Annotated in this window: 19 protein-coding genes and 1 pseudogene; 15 read left to right on the top strand and 5 right to left on the bottom strand. The window is 38.6% G+C overall.

Annotated features, from left to right (window positions below):
• Window positions 1-7 precede the first annotated feature (7 nt).
• The 14 genes from rsmH to JL53_RS11225 all read left to right on the top strand — a co-directional run bounded on the left by rsmH (window position 8) and on the right by JL53_RS11225 (window position 15,028).
• Entirely contained in the window at window positions 8-946 is a 939-nt protein-coding gene (gene rsmH, locus JL53_RS11290) for a 16S rRNA (cytosine(1402)-N(4))-methyltransferase RsmH (protein ID WP_038407666.1), read from the top strand.
• Between the two features lie 16 nt (window positions 947-962).
• Window positions 963-1,325: a cell division protein FtsL gene (gene ftsL / locus JL53_RS11285; protein ID WP_003720396.1), complete on the top strand. Its 363-nt coding sequence runs from the start codon at window positions 963-965 to the stop codon at window positions 1,323-1,325.
• Complete coding sequence (locus tag JL53_RS11280; protein ID WP_003720395.1) at window positions 1,322-3,580, top strand: penicillin-binding protein; 2,259 nt, start codon at window positions 1,322-1,324, stop codon at window positions 3,578-3,580. Before ftsL ends, JL53_RS11280 begins: the two co-directional genes overlap by 4 nt.
• Before the next feature lie 171 nt (window positions 3,581-3,751).
• Window positions 3,752-5,227 (top strand): UDP-N-acetylmuramoyl-L-alanyl-D-glutamate--2,6-diaminopimelate ligase, encoded by a 1,476-nt coding sequence (locus tag JL53_RS11275; RefSeq protein WP_038407665.1) that lies wholly within the window; start codon window positions 3,752-3,754, stop codon window positions 5,225-5,227.
• Between the two features lie 46 nt (window positions 5,228-5,273).
• Entirely contained in the window at window positions 5,274-6,248 is a 975-nt protein-coding gene (gene mraY / locus JL53_RS11270) for a phospho-N-acetylmuramoyl-pentapeptide-transferase (RefSeq protein WP_003720393.1), read from the top strand.
• A 140-nt stretch (window positions 6,249-6,388) separates the two neighbouring features.
• Window positions 6,389-7,756 (top strand): UDP-N-acetylmuramoyl-L-alanine--D-glutamate ligase, encoded by a 1,368-nt coding sequence (murD, locus tag JL53_RS11265; RefSeq protein WP_038407664.1) that lies wholly within the window; start codon window positions 6,389-6,391, stop codon window positions 7,754-7,756.
• A complete protein-coding gene (gene murG / locus JL53_RS11260) occupies window positions 7,753-8,844 on the top strand; it encodes an undecaprenyldiphospho-muramoylpentapeptide beta-N-acetylglucosaminyltransferase (protein ID WP_038407663.1) in 1,092 nt (363 codons plus the stop codon). The genes murD and murG overlap by 4 nt, the downstream gene beginning before the upstream one ends.
• 22 nt (window positions 8,845-8,866) lie before the next feature.
• A complete protein-coding gene (locus tag JL53_RS11255) occupies window positions 8,867-9,661 on the top strand; it encodes a cell division protein FtsQ/DivIB (protein ID WP_038407662.1) in 795 nt (264 codons plus the stop codon).
• A gap of 364 nt (window positions 9,662-10,025) precedes the next feature.
• Entirely contained in the window at window positions 10,026-11,297 is a 1,272-nt protein-coding gene (gene ftsA, locus JL53_RS11250; protein ID WP_038407661.1) for a cell division protein FtsA, read from the top strand.
• A 68-nt stretch (window positions 11,298-11,365) separates the two neighbouring features.
• Window positions 11,366-12,544, top strand: a complete 1,179-nt coding sequence (gene ftsZ / locus JL53_RS11245; protein WP_038407660.1) for a cell division protein FtsZ — start codon at window positions 11,366-11,368, stop codon at window positions 12,542-12,544.
• A gap of 117 nt (window positions 12,545-12,661) precedes the next feature.
• Complete coding sequence (locus JL53_RS11240) at window positions 12,662-13,351, top strand: YggS family pyridoxal phosphate-dependent enzyme (RefSeq protein ID WP_038407659.1); 690 nt, start codon at window positions 12,662-12,664, stop codon at window positions 13,349-13,351.
• 3 nt (window positions 13,352-13,354) lie between these two features.
• Window positions 13,355-13,813 (top strand): cell division protein SepF, encoded by a 459-nt coding sequence (locus JL53_RS11235; RefSeq protein ID WP_003720385.1) that lies wholly within the window; start codon window positions 13,355-13,357, stop codon window positions 13,811-13,813.
• 22 nt (window positions 13,814-13,835) lie between these two features.
• The gene (locus JL53_RS11230) at window positions 13,836-14,126 is read left to right on the top strand and encodes a YggT family protein (protein ID WP_038407658.1); all 291 of its coding nucleotides are present in this window, start codon (window positions 13,836-13,838) and stop codon (window positions 14,124-14,126) included.
• 125 nt (window positions 14,127-14,251) lie between these two features.
• Window positions 14,252-15,028, top strand: coding sequence for a YlmH family RNA-binding protein (locus tag JL53_RS11225; protein WP_003720373.1), 777 nt, complete (start codon window positions 14,252-14,254; stop codon window positions 15,026-15,028).
• 126 nt (window positions 15,029-15,154) lie between these two features.
• Here JL53_RS11225 and JL53_RS16035 read toward each other — a convergent pair whose 3' ends face one another.
• From JL53_RS16035 to nadB, 5 genes and pseudogenes are all read right to left on the bottom strand, one after another.
• Window positions 15,155-15,211, bottom strand: a complete 57-nt coding sequence (locus JL53_RS16035) for a hypothetical protein (RefSeq protein WP_376740591.1) — start codon at window positions 15,209-15,211, stop codon at window positions 15,155-15,157.
• A 38-nt stretch (window positions 15,212-15,249) separates the two neighbouring features.
• Window positions 15,250-15,535 (bottom strand): annotated as a pseudogene (locus tag JL53_RS11220) (IS3-like element ISLmo1 family transposase); the annotation flags it as partial.
• A 104-nt stretch (window positions 15,536-15,639) separates the two neighbouring features.
• Complete coding sequence (gene nadA, locus JL53_RS11215) at window positions 15,640-16,740, bottom strand: quinolinate synthase NadA (protein ID WP_003720354.1); 1,101 nt, start codon at window positions 16,738-16,740, stop codon at window positions 15,640-15,642.
• Window positions 16,737-17,582: a carboxylating nicotinate-nucleotide diphosphorylase gene (gene nadC, locus JL53_RS11210; RefSeq protein ID WP_038407657.1), complete on the bottom strand. Its 846-nt coding sequence runs from the start codon at window positions 17,580-17,582 to the stop codon at window positions 16,737-16,739. The genes nadA and nadC overlap by 4 nt, the downstream gene beginning before the upstream one ends.
• On the bottom strand, window positions 17,579-19,036 hold the full coding sequence (gene nadB, locus JL53_RS11205; RefSeq protein WP_038407656.1) for an L-aspartate oxidase: 1,458 nt from the start codon (window positions 19,034-19,036) through the stop codon (window positions 17,579-17,581). Before nadB ends, nadC begins: the two co-directional genes overlap by 4 nt.
• 127 nt (window positions 19,037-19,163) lie before the next feature.
• Here nadB and JL53_RS11200 point away from each other — a divergent pair, with 127 nt between their 5' ends.
• Entirely contained in the window at window positions 19,164-20,270 is a 1,107-nt protein-coding gene (locus JL53_RS11200; protein ID WP_038407655.1) for a cysteine desulfurase family protein, read from the top strand.

Here is a 20,270-nt window from a genome sequence, read left to right as displayed (position 1 = left end):
AAATCATATGTTTAAGCACGAAACCGTATTACTACATGAAACCGTAGATATGCTTGAAGTAAAACCAGACGGAATCTATGTCGATGCAACACTTGGCGGCGCAGGTCACTCAGAGTATTTACTAAATAAGCTTAATGAAAAAGGGCACTTATTTGCGTTTGACCAAGATCAAACAGCAATTGATAATGCAAAAATTAAATTAGCAGCATATAGCGATAAAGTTACTTTTGTTAAGTCGAATTTTCGTTATATGAAAGAAGCACTAAATGAACGTGGAATTAGTGAAGTTGATGGGATTTTATATGATTTAGGTGTATCTTCCCCACAGCTAGACGAAAGAGAACGTGGTTTTAGTTATCACCAAGACGCAGCACTTGATATGCGTATGGATAGGGAGCAAGAACTTACAGCGAAAATAGTTGTTAATGAATGGTCCTACCAAGATTTAATTCGAATTTTTTTCCAATACGGAGAAGAAAAATTTTCCAAACAAATTGCTCGTGAAATCGAACGCCGCCGCGAAGCAAAACCAATTGAAACAACTGGCGAACTTGTAGATATCATTAAAACAGCAATTCCGGCACCAGCAAGACGAAAAGGTGGCCATCCAGGGAAACGAACTTTTCAAGCGATTCGAATTGCCGTTAATGATGAACTCGGCGCAGTAGAAGATTCACTTGAAAAAGCCTTAACTTTAATTACACCAGGCGGCAGGATAAGTGTTATTACATTCCATTCCTTAGAAGACCGCATAACCAAGCATCTATTCCAAGAAGCGACAAAAGGACCAGATTTACCACTCGGTCTTCCAGTCATTCCAGATGAATATAAACCAGACTTTAAACTTGCTACTAGAAAACCAATTGTGCCAAGTGAAGAAGAATTGGAACAAAATAACCGAGCGCGTTCAGCCAAACTACGTGTCATCGAAAAAATTATAAAATAGCAGGAGTTGAAAAAATGTGAGCAATGTCGCCTATAAATCTAATCTAGAGCCAAATAGGGTACATAGAGAAGCGGAACAACCTAAAAAACAAATTTTAAGACGAGGTCAAATGACTCTTGGCGAAAAAGTAATCATCACGATAGCGCTTGCGATTATTTTAGTTGTTGCTTTCCGAATCATTAGTGTTCAAGCGCAAATTTACACAGTAAACCAAGAAATTCAAACAAAAGAAAAGAAAATTGTTGAGCAACAAAAATCTAATGAAGACTTAAAAGTAGAAGTAAAAGATTTAGGGAGATATGAACGTATTTTAAAAATCGCTAAAGAAAAAGGGTTAAAACTTGATGGTGATAATGTGAAAGTGGTAGATGGTCAATGAAACGGCGTATAGGTAACATGAGAAGGGGAGCGCTAGTGCTTTTTATCTTTTTCACTATCCTCTTTTTGTTAGTTTCTGGTCGTTTTCTTTATTTGCAAATTGTTGGTGAAGCGAATGGTGTACCACTCGCAGCAAAAGCATCTAAACAGCATTTGAAAAGCAGTGTTCTCGAAGCAAAGCGCGGCTCCATTTTAGATCGAAAAGGAGAAGTGTTAGCAGAGGATACGGCTTCTTACACGATTGCTGCAGTTGTTAGTGATAAGCTTCCAAAGACTACTGAAAACCCAATGCGTGTCGTTGATGAAGAAAAAACAGCGCAAGTTCTAGCCAAATATATTCCGATGGACGAATCTGATATTTTAGATAAGCTGAATGAAAAAGGAAAGTATCAAGTCGAATTTGGTGCTGCCGGGAAGAATATTTCTACAGAAACAAAAGCAAAAATCGAAAAAGAAAATTTGCCAGGGATTGAATTTACACGTCAGTCCGAACGCTTTTATCCTAATGGAACCTTTGCAACTCAATTAATTGGTTTCGCCCAACAAGAAGAAGAAAAAAATAAGTCTGTTCTTGAAGGTAAAATGGGGATTGAATCTCGTTTTAATGAGAAGTTAACTGGAACTAACGGAAAAATCGACTATAGTACCGATCGAATGGGTTATATTTTACCTAATTCTAAAAATAAAGTGACAGAAGCCAAAGATGGCGAAGATATCACATTAACACTGGATAAAAAAATTCAAACCTTTTTAGAAGATACGATGACGACTGTAGATGCAAAATATAATCCGAAAAATATGATGGCGGTTGTTGCGGATCCGAAAACAGGAGAAATCCTTGCGATTAGCCAACGTCCATCCTTTAATCCTGCTGACCGCTCTACTATTACCGGGAATAGTTCGAGCATTTGGCAAGATTTACCTGTTGAATATGCCTATGAACCGGGTTCGGTCATGAAAATTATCTCCCTTGCTTCTGCGATTGATACGAATGTGTACAATCCAACTGAATATTACCAATCAGGGTCATATAAAGTAGGAGATATTGCCATCCATGACCATAATAATGGGGTTGGTTGGGGATCGATTCCGTATCGTGAAGGTGTGGAACGCTCTAGTAATGTCGCGTTCGCTAAACTTTTAAACAAAATGGGTACAGATACATTCCATACCTATTTAGATAAATTTGGTTTTGGTAAGAAAACGGGTATTGATTTGCCGAACGAAACAAGTGGCAAAATCCTTTATAACTATCCAATCGAAAAAGTAACCACAGTCTTTGGACAAGGGACAACCGTTTCAATGATGCAAATGATTCAAGCTGCATCGGCCATTGCAAGTGACGGCACGATGAAACAGCCATATGTTGTTTCCAAAGTAACTGATCCAAACACGGGAAAAGAAACAGAAACTAAAACAACCACTGCCGGAAAACCTATAAGTGCGGCAACAGCTAAAAAAACTCGTGATGAACTAAAAAATGTTATTAGCGGAGAGCACGGTACAGGTAAACTATATGCCATTCCAGGTTATGATGTTGCTGGTAAAACAGGTACATCGCAAATTCCAGATCCAAAAACTGGTAAATATATGACGGGGGCAGATAATTATATTTTCTCTTTCCTTGGAATGGCGCCAGCAGATGATCCAGAATTAGTTATTTATGTGACAATGCAACAACCACAATTATCTGGAAGCGAAACTGGTGGGGAAGCAGTATCTGAAGTATTTAATCCAGTTATGAAAAATAGTTTACAATATATGAATATCAAACCAGCTGATGTCGAAAAATTAGCATCTGAAAAAGTACCAGTTGTAACAGAAAAAACAGTAGCTGATGCTAAAAAAGCAGTGACAGACAAAGGGTTAGAACCAGTTGTCGTTGGTAATGGTAAAAAAATCGTCCAGCAACTGCCACAAGCAAACAGTGATTTAATGCAAGGCCAAAAAGTAATCTTGATGACGGATGGCGACATGACAGCTCCGGACATGGTAACTTGGTCCAAAGATGATGCATTAAAAGTATCAGAAATCACAGGTATTCCTTTTGAATTCAGTGGTTCGGGTTATGTGAAGGGTCAGAGCGTATCAGCAGGAAGTGTAATTAATAGTGACACAAAAATGAAAATTACGCTCGCTCCTCCTGAACAAATCAGTCAGTTTAACCAAAATCACGATCAAGATCAAGCTGAAAAAAATAAGAAAGCAACAGACATCCAAGAAAACGCTGGCATTGGAGATTTGCTTAATCAATAGTAGGAAGATAGAAGTATGTCGGCTCAAGAAACTGGCATACTTCTAGCTTTAACTGCAATATGTGTCTTTAGTCGTGGTAGATATAGTTTGTTGTTTTTGCTAAGATAGAAAAGGATTCTTTTTGATTTTAGCAAAAATAACAGAAAGAATAAGTTTGAGGAGATGGCAAGAATGAAGTTAAGTGAACTAATGCAAGCTATCCCAGTATTTACTGGTGAGGCGAGCTCGGCGATTGAAGTCAACCAGATTGCTCAAGACAGTAGAAAAGTAAATCCAGGAACACTTTTTATATGTATTGATGGAGAAATCGCGGATGGACATCAATTTGCGAAAAAAGCTGAAGAACTCGGAGCAGTCGCAATAATCGCTGAAAAGACTGTCGACGTAGCTATTCCAGTTATTTATGTAAGAGACACTAAACGTGCAATGGCGATGCTAGCTAATTATTTTTACGGCTCACCAACCCAAGCGCTAAAATTAGTAGGGATTACGGGAACAAATGGGAAAACAACCGTCAGCCATTTAGTAGAGCAAATCGTCCGTGGAAATGGGGAACAGACAGGGCTCATTGGGACGATGTATCGCAAAATTGGCGATGAAATTTTAGAAACAAAAAATACTACTCCTGATAGTCTAACTTTGCAAGAAACCTTCCGGGAAATGCTTCTTCAGGGCGTGAGTACAGCGGTGATGGAAGTTTCTTCTCACGCGTTAGTGCAAGGGAGGGTTTATGGTTCTGATTACGATGTGGCGGTCTTTATGAATTTATCGCAAGACCACTTAGATTATCATCATACAATGGAAGAATACGCTTATGCGAAAAGTTTATTGTTTGCCCAATTAGGCAATAGTTACCATTCAAGTAACCCCAAAATTGCCGTTTTAAATGCTGATGATGAAGAAAGCGTGCGGATGCAAACAGCAACAGCTGCACATGTTATCACATTTGGAATAAAAGCAGCAGCCGATTTTAGGGCTTCGAACATTCAAATTACTAGTCATGGTTCGACGTTTGATTTAGATACACCGGGTGGTCATTTTAAACTTAAGATAAAAATGATTGGTAATTTTAGTGTATACAATGTGCTTGCAGCTATCGCGACAAGCTATGCGTTACATATTCCTTTAGACAACGCTATTTCAACAGTAGAAGCAATTCCTGGTGTGAAAGGTCGGTTTGAGCTTGTACATGCCGGACAAGATTTCCCAGTTATTGTTGATTATTCTCATACACCGGATGGCCTCCTTAATGTCCTGCAAACAATCGCTGAATTCGCGGAAAAACGTGTTTTCGTAGTGGTTGGTTGTGGCGGCGACCGAGATAAAGGAAAACGACCACAAATGGCGAAAGTTGCCGTAAAATATGCAACAAATCCAGTATTTACATCCGATAATCCTCGTAGCGAAAATCCACGAGAAATTATTGAAGATATGATTAAAGGTGTTCCAGAAAACGATTCTTATGTAGTTCATGAAAATCGTCGTGATGCCATTCAATATGCTATCAGTAAAGCAGAAACAGGGGATGTTATTCTAATTGCTGGAAAAGGCCACGAAGATTATCAAATCATTGGTGATGAAGTAATCGATTTTGATGACCGAGTGGAAGCGCGAATAGCTATTGAAAAAAAACTCGGACTCGCATAAAATATGAAGTGAAGTGCTTTGACAAACAGATTGGGGAGAATTTATTGTGTCTTTATACATGTTAGTATCAACATTTGCAGTGGCTTTTATCATTACAGTGATAGGTATCCCACTATTCATACCATTTTTAGTGAAATTAAAATTCGGACAAAGTATCAGGGATGAAGGTCCGAAAATGCATGAAAAAAAATCAGGAACACCAACGATGGGAGCAGTCGTTTTTATTACAGCTATACTTATTAGCTTTCTCATTTTTTCTTTCGTCAGTGGGGAAGCAAGTGCCGCAACCTGGCTACTCTTTATTGCACTAGCGTTATTCGGTGCGTTAGGTTTTCTGGATGATTACATCAAAGTAGTTCAAAAGCGTAACTTAGGTCTTACTTCGAAACAGAAATTTTTAGGTCAAGTAGCGATTTCAATTTTATTTTACTTAGTCTATCATTTCAGTGATTTTGCTGAAACGCTTAAAATTCCATTTACAAGTACAGAGATTGACCTTGGTTGGTTTTTTGTGATCTTTATTCTTTTTTGGTTAGTAGGGTTCTCCAATGCTGTTAACTTAACAGATGGTTTAGATGGACTTGTATCTGGACTTACAGTGATTGCTTTTTCAGCTTTTGGTGTGATTGCTTTTTACCAGGAACAAATGGATGTAGCGATTTTCTGTTTTGCCATTGTGGGTGGAATGCTTGGTTTCTTATTGTTCAACAAAAATCCGGCGAAAATATTCATGGGAGATACTGGCTCACTTGCGCTTGGTGGAAGTATTGCAGCTGTATCGATTCTACTGCACCAAGAATGGTTATTACTTTTAATCGGAATTATCTTCGTTATCGAAACTGCTTCGGTTATTTTACAAGTATTTTACTTTAAAGCAACTGGTGGGAAACGGATTTTCCGAATGACACCAATTCATCACCATTTTGAACTTGGTGGCTGGTCTGAGTGGCGGGTTGTTCTTACTTTCTGGGGAATCGGACTAATTGGGGCAATTGTCTCTGTGTGTGTAGTTATCTTTTAAATAAAGCGCCGCGATTTTTGCGGCAAAAGCGTCTCTAGTTAGCTGTTTTTTAAACAGAATCTGGTTGGCGCTTTCCGTCGTTTTTGTGAATCTCATGAATCCGACCGCCAATTTTGATATAAATGGGGGAACCAAAGGAAATGAAAAAAATTGAAATGTACCATCACAAAAAAGTGCTTGTTTTGGGATTAGCAAGAAGTGGTGTTAGCGCGGCAACAATTATGCATAAATTGGGAGCCTTTGTAACAGTAAATGATCAAAAACCTTTTAGCGAGAATCCGGAAGCACAAGGACTTCTCGAACAAGGAATTAAAGTCATTTGTGGTTCTCATCCAATTGAACTTTTAGATGAAGGGTTTGAGTTAGTGATAAAAAACCCTGGTATTCCGTATAACAACCCGATGATTGAAAAAGCGCTAAAACTAAAAATACCTATTATCACAGAAGTGGAGTTAGCTTACCAAATTTCAGAAGCGCCGATTGTTGGGATTACTGGAACTAATGGGAAAACAACGACAACGACAATCATTCATCATATGCTAAATGCACATCAAGAAAATAGTTCTTTACTTGCTGGAAATATCGGTTTCCCCGCATCAGCAGTAGCTGAAAATGCGACAAGTGAGCAGCATATCTCCATGGAACTTTCATCTTTTCAATTAATGGGTGTAAATACATTTAGACCACATATTTCTGTGATTACGAATATTTATGAAGCACACTTAGATTATCATACAGATCGCTCTGAATATGTCCAAGCCAAATGGCACATTCAGAAAAATCAAACCGAGGACGATTTCCTAGTCATTAACTGGGATCAAGAAGAATTGAAAAACTTAACAAAACAAATGAAAGCTCAAGTGATTCCATTCTCAACAACCCAGCGCCTTGGCCAAGGGAGCTATGTTCAAAATGGAAATATTATGTTTGATGATGAAGTCATTGGCGCCCGGGATAGGATTTTACTTCCAGGAGAACATAATTTGGAAAATGTATTAGCATCTGTAGCTGTTGCTAAGACATTAGGAGTGACTAATGAAGAAATTATGCACGTTTTAGAAACATTTAAAGGCGTAGAACATCGGACGCAATTTGTGGTGGAATGGCAAGGTCGGAAATTTTATAACGATTCCAAAGCAACCAATATTTTGGCAACGCAAAGTGCTTTAAAAGGGTTTAAAAATCCAGTTATTTTATTAGCTGGTGGATTAGATCGTGGAAACTCCTTTGATGAATTACTGCCATTTTTCAAAAATGTAAAAGCATTAATAGTTTTCGGGGAAACCGCAGATAAAATTGGACGCGTAGGGAAAATAGCAGGTATTGAAGTATATTATGTCGATAATGTGGAAGCGGCTGTTCCGGTTGCCTACAAGGAATCTGCACCAGGAGATATTATCTTACTTTCACCAGCGTGCGCGAGCTGGGATCAATACCGGACATTTGAAGTTCGCGGAAATGCCTACATGGAAGCGATAAGCGAACTAATAGAAGAGGTGGAAAAATGAAAGTAGCAATAAGCGGTGGGGGCACAGGTGGACATGTTTATCCAGCCCTTGCGTTCATCAGAGAATTAAAGCAGCGACATCCAGAAGCGGAGTTTTTATATATTGGAACAGAAAAAGGTCTTGAAGCAGACATCATCAAACGGGAAGGAATTCCATTTGAAGCGATTGAAATTACTGGATTTAAACGTTCCCTATCACTCGAAAATGTGAAAACAGTGATGCGCTTCTTAAGTGGAGCAAAAAAAAGTAAGCAAATTCTTCGTGAGTTTCAACCGGATGTTGTTATCGGCACAGGTGGTTATGTATGTGGTCCAGTTGTATACGCTGCTGCAAAACTAAAAGTCCCCACTTTGATTCACGAACAAAATAGTGTCGCTGGTTTAACGAATAAATTTTTAAGTCGTTATGCAGACAAAGTAGCGATTTGTTTTGAAGAAGTGAGCGACTCTTTCGCATCAGAAAAAATCGTTTTTACTGGAAATCCTCGAGCCTCAGAAGTAATTGGCGTAGATTCAGATCAAGCATTAGAAGCATACGGGCTTGTTTCAGATAAACCGACAGTACTTGTTTTTGGTGGTAGTCGCGGAGCTCGTGGTGTCAACGAAGCTGTTGAAGCTATTTTGCCAGAATGGAACAACCGGGAGTTTCAATTGCTTTATGTGACTGGAGAAGTACACTATGAGAAAATCAAAGACAAACTAGCGGAATTAAAGCTTGGAAATCATATTAGCGTACAACCGTTTATTTATGATATGCCTAAGATTCTCAATGCCGTAACACTCGTTGTTTCTCGCGCAGGTGCGACAACACTGGCTGAACTCACAGCCCTAGGTGTTCCAAGTATTTTAATACCAAGCCCCTACGTGACAGCTAATCACCAAGAATACAATGCTCGTGCTCTTGAAAAAAATAACGCAGCAATCGTGATTACCGAACCAGAATTAAAAGAAACGGATTTAATGGGTCTGATTGATTCCATCTTGAATGACGAAGAGAAACTAAATAGTATGAAAGTAAGTGCCAAACAAATGGGGCGAGTGGATGCGGCAAACAAACTAGTCGAAGTTGCCCTAAGCATAATGAAATAAATCGTAGAAAGGAGCGAATAAAATGGCTGAAAATAGAAGAGTAGTATCTATTGAAAACCGTATACCCGAATTAAAAAAATACCGGAAGAAAAAATTAATCAGACATCTAGCCATTTTAATCGGAATTTTTGCGATTTTAATATTAATAACATTGTATTTCCTATCTCCGCTCAGCAAACTGGATGAAATTGGCGTGAGTGGAAATAAACAGCTGAGTGAGAATGAAGTTCGAAAAGAAAGTGGACTAACTATTGGCGAGTTCGTCCTAGGAATTAGCAACAAGAAAGCGGAAGAAACACTTAAAAAAAATACTTTAATAAAAAAAGCAACAGTTTCCAAAGAAGGTATGAACAATATCCAAATTGATATTACTGAATTTAAAACCATTGGTTATCAACAAAATGATGGCAAATATTATGATGTTCTTGAAAGTGGAGTTTTATTAACAGACCAACCGAGACAATTTCCAATTGGAAATGATTTGTTGTTCCAGAACTTTAAAAATGGGAAGATACTTAAAAAAATGGTAGCGCAGATTAATCAACTACCAAAAGATGTCGTTAGCTCGATTTCTGAAGTAATATACAGTCCGACCAAAAGTGACAATAATCATATCGAGCTTTATATGAACGATGGGAATAAAGTTTCAGCGACAATTAGTACGTTTGCTGAAAAAATGCAACATTATCCATCGATTGTTGCCCAATTATCAGAAGGACAAAAAGGCGTTATCGATATTGAGGTAGGTTCTTATTTCCAAAGTTATTATCAACAAAATGCAGAGAAAAAAGCAACAGAGGAGAAAAAGAAAAATTAAGCTAGGCCATTTTCTTCTCTGTGCATTTTCGACGTTTATAAATAACAGTTGTTGCAAAAATGTGACAAAATGATAACCGCTAACCAACGGACGCCAACACTTGTTCGCTTTTTAAATGAAATAAAAAAAATATCTTAAGAATTTGCCAAAAATTGTTCTTTGTGCTTTTATTACCTTCTTTCTTAGTGTAGACTGTAAATAAGTGATTTTGTATGTTAGCCAGAATGGGCAATCATTCTACACTAACGCCATAAAAATAGAAAAGTAACAATGCTTTTCCAAGTACGTTAAAAAAACCGGCCTTGCTCGGTATGAAAAATGAAATAAAATATTAAATGACTAGAATAAAAGGAGGTGCCGATAAATGGGTGATAGCGAAATTTATGTAAGTTTAGACATTGGAACAGCTTCTGTTAAGGTAATCATCGCAGAAATGGCTGACGATCGACTCAATATTATCGGTGTTGGGAATGTCGAGTCCTCGGGAATTAAAAAAGGGATCATTATCGACATAGACAAGACTGTAGAATCCATCAAAAAGGCAATTGAACAAGCAGAAAGAATGGTTGGCGTTGAAATTTCTCAAGTAATCGTTGGAGTAGTATCAAATCAAGTTCAACTGGAAGCTTGTCGAGGTATTGTGGCGGTTAGTAGCGAAAATCGCGAAATTACAGATGAAGATGTCTGGAACGTGATGGATGCAGCTCAAGTTGTTCCATTATCTCCGGAAAGAGAAATTATTAATACTATTCCAGATCAATTCGTAGTAGATGGTTTGACTGGTATCACAGATCCACGTGGAATGATTGGTGTCCGTTTAGAGATGGAAGGCACACTAATTACGGGTTCAAAAACAATTTTACATAATACATTACGTTGTGTGGAACGTGCTGGGCTAGAGATTTCTGATATTGCCTTACAACCACTAGCTGAAGCGTCGATATCCTTGTCAGAAGATGATAAAGAATTTGGTACGGCACTCATCAATATTGGTGCTGGAACGACCACCGTTAGTGTGTTCGAGCAAGGCAGATTAACCTATACTGGTGTTATCCCAGTCGGGGGAGATAATATCACGAAAGACTTATCACTTGGACTAAATACATCTACAGCAAATGCAGATCGTGTTAAACTTGACCATGGTTACGCATTTTATGAGGATGCTTCACCGGATGAAGTTTTTGCTATTGATGTGATTGGTAGTGATCAAAAACAACATTTCACACAAGTGGAGGTTGCTGATATTATTGAGGCACGTATGGAAGAAATTTTCCAATTAGTTTTAGAAGAACTAGCTCGAGTTGGTAAAACACATCTTCCAGGTGGCTATGTTTTAACAGGTGGTTCCATGGCGATTCCAGGTGCGATTGATTTAGCTGGAAAAACTTTAGCAGCACATGTGAGGCTTGCCATTCCTGACTATATTGGGGTTCGCGAACCGTCCTTTACAACCGCGGTAGGCTTAATAAAATATGCTTATCAAATGGCTGAATTAGAAGGTCGTGATGTTAGCAGTACAGCGAGCGAGCCACATTATGAAGATGCTCCAAAACAAAAGCAACCTAAACAAAAAAAATCAGATGACGAAAAAGTATCTACAAAAATGAAGAATTTTTTCGGCGCATTTTTTGAATAAACGTGAATAGCTGGTAAGTCAGCAAGAAAAAATCGTATTGCATAAATCGGCAAATAGGAGGCAATAATATGTTAGAATTTGACACTAGTTCAGAAAGTTTGGCAACAATAAAAGTAATCGGTGTTGGCGGCGGCGGAAACAATGCTGTAAACCGTATGATTGAACATGGCGTGCAAGGCGTGGAGTTCATTTCTGTTAACACAGATGCTCAAGCGCTTAATTTAGCAAAAGCAGAAACAAAATTACAAATCGGTACAAAATTAACGCGTGGTTTAGGAGCGGGTGCTGTACCTGAAATTGGTAAAAAAGCCGCAGAAGAAAGTCGCGAACAAATTGAAGAAGCTTTAAAAGGCTCTGATATGGTGTTCGTCACTGCTGGAATGGGTGGAGGAACAGGAACGGGAGCTGCTCCTGTTATCGCTCAAATCGCCAAAGAAATGGGTGCATTAACAGTTGGTGTTGTCACTCGTCCATTCGGCTTTGAAGGACCGAAACGCACAAAGCAAGCAGTAACTGGAACAGAAGCTATGAAAGAAGCGGTTGACACATTAATCGTGATTCCTAACGACCGTTTACTTCAAATCGTTGATAAAAATACGCCAATGCTTGAAGCTTTCCGTGAAGCCGATAATGTTTTACGTCAAGGTGTGCAAGGGATTTCTGATTTAATTGCCGTTCCTGGTTTAATTAACTTAGACTTTGCCGATGTGAAAACAATTATGACAAATCGTGGTTCTGCACTAATGGGTATCGGTATTGCAACTGGTGAAAATCGTGCCGCAGAAGCAGCGAAAAAAGCTATTTCATCACCACTTCTTGAAACATCTGTTGATGGCGCTAAAGGAGTCCTAATGAATATTACTGGTGGTTCTAACCTTAGCCTTTATGAAGTGCAAGAAGCGGCAGAAATCGTATCTAGTGCATCAGATGAAGATGTAAATATGATTTTCGGTTCTGTTATTAATGATGAATTAAAAGATGAACTTATTGTCACTGTGATTGCAACTGGATTTGACGAAGAAAAACAAGCACAACAACAAGCGCAAGCGAATCGTCGCCCAAACAACCAATCTATCCAAGTGAATCGCCCAAGTTATGCTGTGCAAGATGAGCCGCAAAATGATTATGCCAAATCTGCACCGCAACAAACAAATGGCCCAGTTCACGAACAACAAGCTGAACCACAACAAAATAGTTCAGATGTCGATGTACCAGCATTTATTCGTAACCGTAATCGTCGCGGATAATTCTTATAACACAATTCACCCGGCCGCTTCTTTTCTTCTAAGTGACCGGGTATCTGATTATAACAAGAAGCGTTTCAAATAAAAGCGCTTCGGGAATTATATAAGGTGATAAAACAAATGACAAAACAAGCTAATTTAGAAAAAGTAACCAAACAAATCGAGCTCGCTTGTGCGGAAAGTAATCGTGAAGAATCAAATGTAACACTTGTTGCTGTTACAAAAACGATTGATCCAACTGAAATGATCGAGCTATATGATTTAGGAATACGTCACTTTGGTGAAAATCGCGCAGATGTATTTCTTGACAAAACAACGCAACTTGCAGATAAAAATGATATTTGTTGGCATTACATCGGTTCTTTGCAAACACGTAAAGTAAAAGATGTGTTACCACAAATAAATTATTTACATTCGCTTGATCGAGCTACTCTTGCAAAAGAAATCGAAAAGCGGGCAACAAAACCTGTGAAATGTTTCTTACAAGTGAATATTTCTGGTGAAGAAAGCAAACATGGTTTTTCTAGAGAAGAGGCGCTTTCGTTTTTACAAGAAGCAAATTTTCAGTTCATTGAGATTGTTGGCTTAATGACAATGGCACCTATTACAAATAGTGAACAAGAGCTGCATCACGTATTTCATGAGTTAAAGCAATTGCAGCAAGAAATTCATGCGCTTCAGTTAAAAAATATTCCATGTACTGAGTTGTCCATGGGGATGACGAACGACTTCGGGATTGCGATTACAGAAGGTGCTACATTTATACGAATAGGAAGAGCTTTGGTGAGTGACGAAAATATGGAGGTGTAACAAATGGGACTATCGAATAAATTTAAGTCTTTCTTTTTCTTAGATGAAGAGGAAGAATATTATGAAGAGGAAGTAGCGAGGGAACCAGAACCGATGCAAAAGAAAACGAAGAAAGAAAAACCAAATAAAAATCGTTTTTATGCTGTGGAAGAAGATGATGCGAAGGTGGTTAGTATGCAGGGAGCTCAGTATTCTAGTCGTATGGTACTTGCAGAACCGCGTGTATATGCAGAAGCCCAAGAACTTGCAGATTACTTAAAAGAATATAAGACTGTGGTTGTAAACTTGCAACGTATTAGCCATGATCAAGCGACACGTATTGTTGATTTCTTAAGTGGTACAGTCTATGCGCTAGGTGGAGATATCCAACGTGTGGGAAATAATATTTTCTTATGTACGCCAGACAATGTAGAAGTGGATGGCTCTATTTCCGAAATGCTCGATGAACAAAACTTTATGTGATGAATTAGAGGTGTAAGCTAGATTGCAAAGTATTTTATATCAAGTGGTGGAAGTTATTCTATTTATTATCAGATGGTTGCCAACGCTGATGTTTATTTATTTCTTAATGAGTTGGTTTCCAGGAGCAAGAGAGTCAAAAATTGGTCAATTTTTAGCGCGTATATTTGAGCCGATTTTAGAACCATTTAGGAGAATCATTCCGCCGATTGGTATGTTTGATATCTCATCTTTAGTTGCCTATTTCATTTTCCAATACGCAATGAGAGTGTTAACAAGTTTAATTCAAGTATACGTAATTCCCATGCTTTTTTAAAAAGTACACCCGTTTTCAAATGGGTGTTTTTTTTTGAATTAATAAGCAAGATTAGCCTAGTAGCAGTATTTTTCATGGTATAATAGAACGTAAGACTTGGGATGAATTGAAAGGGAGAAATTATTATGGACGCAATTTATCAGCATTTTCGCGCAGAAGAATACGCATTTATTGATAAAGTACTCGGAATTACGATGCAAGTAGAAAATGAATATACGCCGCAATTAACAGATTTTTTGGACCCTAGACAGCGCTATATTATAGAAACTATTATAGGTGGATACGATCAAATCAAAGTGCAATTTTTTGGTGGAGTAGCGCACGCCGAACGGAGGCGCGCGTTAATCTATCCGGATTACTACACACCAACAGAAGCTGATTTTGAGATTGCATTATTTCATATTCGTTATCCTGTAAAATTCACAACGCTTACGCATCAAAAAATTCTGGGGACACTGATGTCGCTTGGAATGAAGCGGGATATTTTTGGTGATATTTTAAATAAAGATACAGAGTGGCAGTTGCTAGTAGAAAGTAAGATGAAAGATTATTTGACGCTACAACTAGAGAAAATTGGCAAAGTAAATGTGATGCTCGAAGAAACGGATTTATCGGAAGCTGTATTTACACCAACCGTTTGGGAAGAAATGGGGCTGACCGTTTCAAGCATGCGGCTCGATGTTATTATTAGTAGTGCACATCATATTTCTAGGCAAAAAGCAAAACAATTAGTTGTGGCCGGGCTTGTAAAAGTAAACTGGAAAACGGTCGAGAACCCGGATTTTGAATGTGAAGAAGAAGATGTATTATCGGCCCGTGGGTATGGCCGGGTGAAGATTTTAGAAATTGGCGGTCGGACGAAGAAAGATAAAATTCGCGTGGAAATAGGCTACTTAAAATAAAAGAACGAAAGAATTCGTTAGTCTGACCCCCATAAGTGGGATATGATGAAAAAACACCTCTTATGTTGTACAGCAAAAGTAATGCACTAACATAGGAAAATGAGAATTGAATAAAAATACTTTTGATTAGGCTGCTTGTTCCCTGAAATTAACGGGAGACTGGTGGCCTAATTTTTGTTGCATTCTTTTTTTATCATATTTAATGTAATCTTTTACAATTCCAACGCCTTGTACTTTTTTAAGATTTCCAGTCCCTCTTCTTTTTGTCGAAGAGCTATTTTTAATTGCTCTATTTCGGGTAATTCAACGAGACCTTTTTGATATTTATATTGTTTTCCTTCCCCTTGATGAAACTGATGGGTTGCTCCATTTCGATACCAGCGCACCAAATTTTCCCTTGTGTCGGATTCTTGCTGTGTCCATAATTTCTTTAGTTGTTTTGCTAGCTAGCGTCATTTTGATTGCTTCTACTTTTATTTCTACTGGATACACAACACTTGTACTCACAAAAAACACCGCCGTTAATTTCATTTTATATGAATTCAACGAAAGTGTTTTTCTTTTATTCTCATTTTTTAGTGGCAGTGCCTTGTGGCTTTCGTTTTTTTATTTTAACTAAGTTGCAGCATTCGTTCCAGGGCTTTTAAAGCGAATTTAGTTGTCTGTTCATCGACTTTAATTTGATTTCTCTTCTCGCCGTTTTGGATTGCTTCGAGTGTCCAAAGTAAGTGAGACAAATCAATTCGATTCATGGTCATACATGGACACATAAATGGATTTAGAGAAACAATTTTTTTATCTGGATTTTCTTGAATGATTCGAGCAACAAGGTTAGCTTCTGTACCAATCGCCCATTCTGTGCCAGCAGCGGCGTTATTTATTTCTGTCACAATTTTCTTGGTAGAGCCAGAATCATCTGCTAAAGAAACAACTTCATGGGTACATTCTGGATGAACGATAATTCGCATATTAGGTGAGCTTTTACGAATGTTTTCGATGTTTTTCACAGTGAAGTGTTGATGAACGGAGCAATAACCTTTCCAAAGAATTACTTTGCAATTGGCTAAATGTCCTTCGTAGTCAAGCTCGTTTTTAATCGGATCCCAAATGGCCATAGCATCAAGTGGAATCCCGAGTTCGAAAGCTGTATTGCGTCCAAGGTGTTGATCTGGAAGGAAGAAAATCCGTTCTTTTTGCTCTAATGCCCATGCAACAATTTTAGTAGCATTGCTTGATGTAACGGTGGTTCCTCCATGCTCGCCAACAAATGATTTAATAGCTGCGGTAGAGTTAATATAAGTCACCGGGAGGATGGTATCGTCAAATAGTTCTTGCAATTTTGTCCAAGCATTCGTTAGTTGATGGATATCGGCCATGTCTGCCATAGAACAGCCAGCACGCATATCGGGAAGGGTAACGATTTGTTCTTTTGTTGTCAGCATATCGGCTGTTTCGGCCATAAAATGTACACCGCAGAAAACGATATTTCTCGCCTGTTTATTATTAGCAGCAATTTGCGCCAATTGTAAAGAGTCACCAATTGCATCAGCAAAAGGCACAACTTCATCTTTTTGATAATGATGGCATGGGATAAAAAGATCTTGTCCGAGCTGTTGTTTAATTTCAAAAACGCGCTCAGTCATTATCTCTTTTGACATTAATTTATAGCGAGCAGGCATCGTATCATTTTCTACGGTTTCTAGTAAATTCAACTTTTCATTCCTCCTTTATTATTAAAGCTAATATCAAGGGCGCATACAGAATGTGTTAGGAAACCGAGTGATATATAGTTCACTCCACAACCTTTGTAGGAAGCGATGTTATCAGTGGTGATGTTGCCAGAAGCTTCTGTGGTGATATGAGCTGGAACAAGTTTTACTAACTCTTTAATCTCTTCAGGGGAGCGGTTATCAAACATAATAATGTCTGCACCGGCTTGGACTGCTTCCGTTACTTGGCTAGCTGTTTCTGTTTCAACTTCAATATTCACCATATGGCCAAGTTTTGCGCGTACAGTAGCTACAGCATTTATTATACCGCCAGAGAACGCGATGTGGTTATCTTTTAACATAACACCATCGAATAGACCATTTCGATGATTAAACCCACCACCAGTCTGTACGGCATACTTATCGAAGGCCCGGAGACCGGGAGCAGTTTTTCTTGTATCGCAAATTCGAATCGACGGATCATCTAGTTGTTTTATAGCAAAATTAGTTTGAGTAGCAATACCGCTCATACGTTGCATCAAATTTAAAATGACACGTTCGGCGCTGAGCAGAGTTCGCACTGGTGCTACGACTAAGCCAATAATTTCACCAGCTTGAATGAGGTCACCATCTTTTTTGTATGGTTTATAATCTATTTCTCCGCCAAAAAATGAAAAGCCTACTTGGGGAATATCCACTCCTGATAGGATTCCATTCTCTTTAGCGAGAAAAACACCTTCCCCTACAACGGAATTTTCAAAAATGCTATCTGTTGTTAGGTCATATTGTCCGATATCTTCTAATAAAAAAGCTTGAATTGCTTGTTTCATAAGTATGGAATTCATTTCGTTACTCCTTTTAAAATTCGATGAGCACCAAGGCTTTCTGTACGTTTTTGTGCACTGCCCGCAATGAGTTTGGCGACGATGAGCATGTGGCTTATTTCAGCTGCCTCTCGGGTATTACTTGCTAGATCAAAATGATTGGTCCAGTTGAGAAAGTCTGTGAGCTTTTCCATTGTTCTAGTAATTCCAAGTGCATCGCCAATTTTTTCTTGAAGTAGTTGTTTATCTGGTAAATGAGGCGTAGAAAAAGCTTTAGGAAGCGGGGGAGTTTCCGCTTGACTTACTAGCTTTGCTGGATTCGATTGGATATATTCAGCTACTTTTTCACCAAAAACAAGTGTTTCAAGTAAAGAATTACTAGCTAATCGATTAGCTCCATGGACACCAGTATTTGCAACTTCCCCAACTGCATATAAGCCAGGAATACTCGTTCTACCATTAAGGTCTGTTCGAACCCCGCCCATCAAAAAGTGAGCGCCTGGATGAACAGGTATGCGCATTGTTTCGCGAAAAGGAACATGGTGATTGTCTAAGCTAGCTGTGATAGCTGGAAAACGTGTTTCGAAGTCTTTTACAGCAGAAATTTCCAGGAAAACTAGGTTACCTTGCGCTATTTCCTCAGAAAGAGTGGCAGAAACAATATCTCGAGGAGCCAGATCGAGTAAAGGGTGAACCCCTGCCATAATGGCGGTTCCGTTATCACGAATGAGTTTTGCACCTTCCCCACGTACTGCTTCTGAAATAAGGCCGTGACAATGGCCATCTACAAAAAGTAATGTTGGATGAAATTGAATAAACTCCATATCAGCTAACTTTGCGCCGGCGTTAAAAGCAAGTGCTAAACCATCTCCAGATATCGTTCTAGCATTAGTTGTCACAGGGAAAAGTTGTCCCAGTCCACCAGTCGCTAAAATGATATGTTCTCCGTAATATGTATGTAATTGATTGCCTGAATCTAAACAAGAAACACCAACTGCTTGCTCGTTATGCTTCATAATCTGAATGGCCATCTGGTGTTCCTGCCAGTGGATATTTGTTAATTGCTCCTGCAAAAAAGTAGTTAAGAATTTGCCAGTTTGATCACCACCAGCATGTAAAATTCGTGGTATTTGGTGGGCACCTTCAAGCCCAAAAGCAAGTTCGTGCCCTTCTTTATCAAACATCATACCGTCTTTAATTAGCTTTTGAATGATAATAGGTCCGCAAGTGGTAAGTTCTCTGACGGCGAGTGGTCTATTGTGGTAGCAGCCAGCTTGGAACGTATCGCTAAAATGTTTTTTCGGCGAATCATTTTTGGCAACAGCTGCTGCGACCCCACCTTGAGCTAACATCGAGTTACTTTCTTCTTTTTGCCCTTTTGTAATTATTGTCACATCGTAATTCCTCATTAATCGTAGAGCCGCGGTACAACCCGCGATGCCGCTCCCGATGATGATAATTCGTTCCTTTGCCATATTTTCCACCTCTTGCATAATAGGTTCGATTAATTGTATACTTTTTAATGAATATACAGTTGTCTTGTCATCTATAATCACACAATATCGAATTAAATTCAAGTACAAAATTTCAGGAGGTAGAGAGATGATTTATTTTGACCATGCTGCAACTACACAGATGAGTGATGTTGCTATGCAAGTTTTTTTGGATGCGTCGAAGGAGTTCTTCGCTAATTCAGAAAGTCTGCATGATGCTGGGACAAAGGTGTCGGCGCTATTAGAAAAGTGTCGGAAAAGTTTTGCGGAAATGTTGAAAGTACCAGAGAGAGGTATTATATTTACAAGTGGTGGAACAGAAAGTAACCAAATCGCCATTCAAACTTTATTACATACAAGTAAGAAAAAAGAAGTACTAGTAAGCCCGCTCGAACACGCCTCGATTTGGCAGCAGTTAGAAGCACTTAAGCGGGAAGGAAAGTGTGTGATGAAGTTGTTGCCAGCAGATAAGGACGGTCAGGTGAATCCTACTAATTTAGCGAAAATGATTTCTGAAAATACCGCCTTGATTATTATTCAACATGTAAACTCGGAAATTGGAACTATCCAGCCGGTTGCAGAATTAGCACAAATAGCAAAAAAATCAGGGGTTCCCTTTCATACTGATATTGTCCAATCTTTTGGGAAAATCGAATTGGAATTGACGGATGTAACTAGTTTTAGTATTTCTTCCCATAAAATATATGGGCCAAAAGGAGTTGGTTTACTTTTTATTAAACCAGATATTCCGCTTCAAGCATTTCTACCGGATGTTCATCATGAATTCGGATTTCGACCAGGGACTGTTAATGTTCCAGCAATTGCTGCATTTACAACAGCAGCCTATGATATAATGAAAACTAGAGAAAAAGAAGCGGAACGGATGGGTAATATAAAAATAGCTATTTGTGCAGCGCTGACTAAACGAGTCAAGGTAGAAGGTGGGCTGAATACATCCCCATTTATTTTGGGATTGACCTTGCCTAATATGCAGGGCCAAGAAGCGTTACTTGCCCTAAATGAAGCAGATATTCAGATTTCAACAACAAGTGCCTGTAGCTTGCAAGATCCAAAATCTTCTAGAACATTACTAGCTACTGGAAAAACAGAAGAAGAAGCAAATCGATTTATCCGTTTGTCTTTTGGAAAAGAAAATGAATTAAGCGATAGTTTGATTTTTAATGAAGAACTAGCAAAATTACTACGAAAAAGGTGA

Source organism: Listeria ivanovii subsp. londoniensis, from assembly GCF_000763495.1.
Classification (GTDB): Bacteria; Bacillota; Bacilli; order Lactobacillales; family Listeriaceae; genus Listeria; species Listeria londoniensis.
Note: the sequence above shows the minus strand (reverse complement) of the source record. Positions and strands in the feature narration are given on the sequence as shown.

Coding starts and splice junctions, on each gene's coding strand:
- JL53_RS11275 (WP_038407665.1), top strand. CDS start 3,752: ATGAAGTTAAGTGAACTAATGCAAGCTATCCCAGTATTTACTGGTGAG.
- rsmH (WP_038407666.1), top strand. CDS start 8: ATGTTTAAGCACGAAACCGTATTACTACATGAAACCGTAGATATGCTT.
- ftsA (WP_038407661.1), top strand. CDS start 10,026: ATGGGTGATAGCGAAATTTATGTAAGTTTAGACATTGGAACAGCTTCT.
- JL53_RS11240 (WP_038407659.1), top strand. CDS start 12,662: ATGACAAAACAAGCTAATTTAGAAAAAGTAACCAAACAAATCGAGCTC.
- JL53_RS11225 (WP_003720373.1), top strand. CDS start 14,252: ATGGACGCAATTTATCAGCATTTTCGCGCAGAAGAATACGCATTTATT.
- JL53_RS11255 (WP_038407662.1), top strand. CDS start 8,867: ATGGCTGAAAATAGAAGAGTAGTATCTATTGAAAACCGTATACCCGAA.
- ftsZ (WP_038407660.1), top strand. CDS start 11,366: ATGTTAGAATTTGACACTAGTTCAGAAAGTTTGGCAACAATAAAAGTA.
- JL53_RS11235 (WP_003720385.1), top strand. CDS start 13,355: ATGGGACTATCGAATAAATTTAAGTCTTTCTTTTTCTTAGATGAAGAG.
- JL53_RS11280 (WP_003720395.1), top strand. CDS start 1,322: ATGAAACGGCGTATAGGTAACATGAGAAGGGGAGCGCTAGTGCTTTTT.
- nadC (WP_038407657.1), bottom strand. CDS start 17,582: ATGAATTCCATACTTATGAAACAAGCAATTCAAGCTTTTTTATTAGAA.
- murG (WP_038407663.1), top strand. CDS start 7,753: ATGAAAGTAGCAATAAGCGGTGGGGGCACAGGTGGACATGTTTATCCA.
- murD (WP_038407664.1), top strand. CDS start 6,389: ATGAAAAAAATTGAAATGTACCATCACAAAAAAGTGCTTGTTTTGGGA.
- JL53_RS11200 (WP_038407655.1), top strand. CDS start 19,164: ATGATTTATTTTGACCATGCTGCAACTACACAGATGAGTGATGTTGCT.
- nadB (WP_038407656.1), bottom strand. CDS start 19,036: ATGGCAAAGGAACGAATTATCATCATCGGGAGCGGCATCGCGGGTTGT.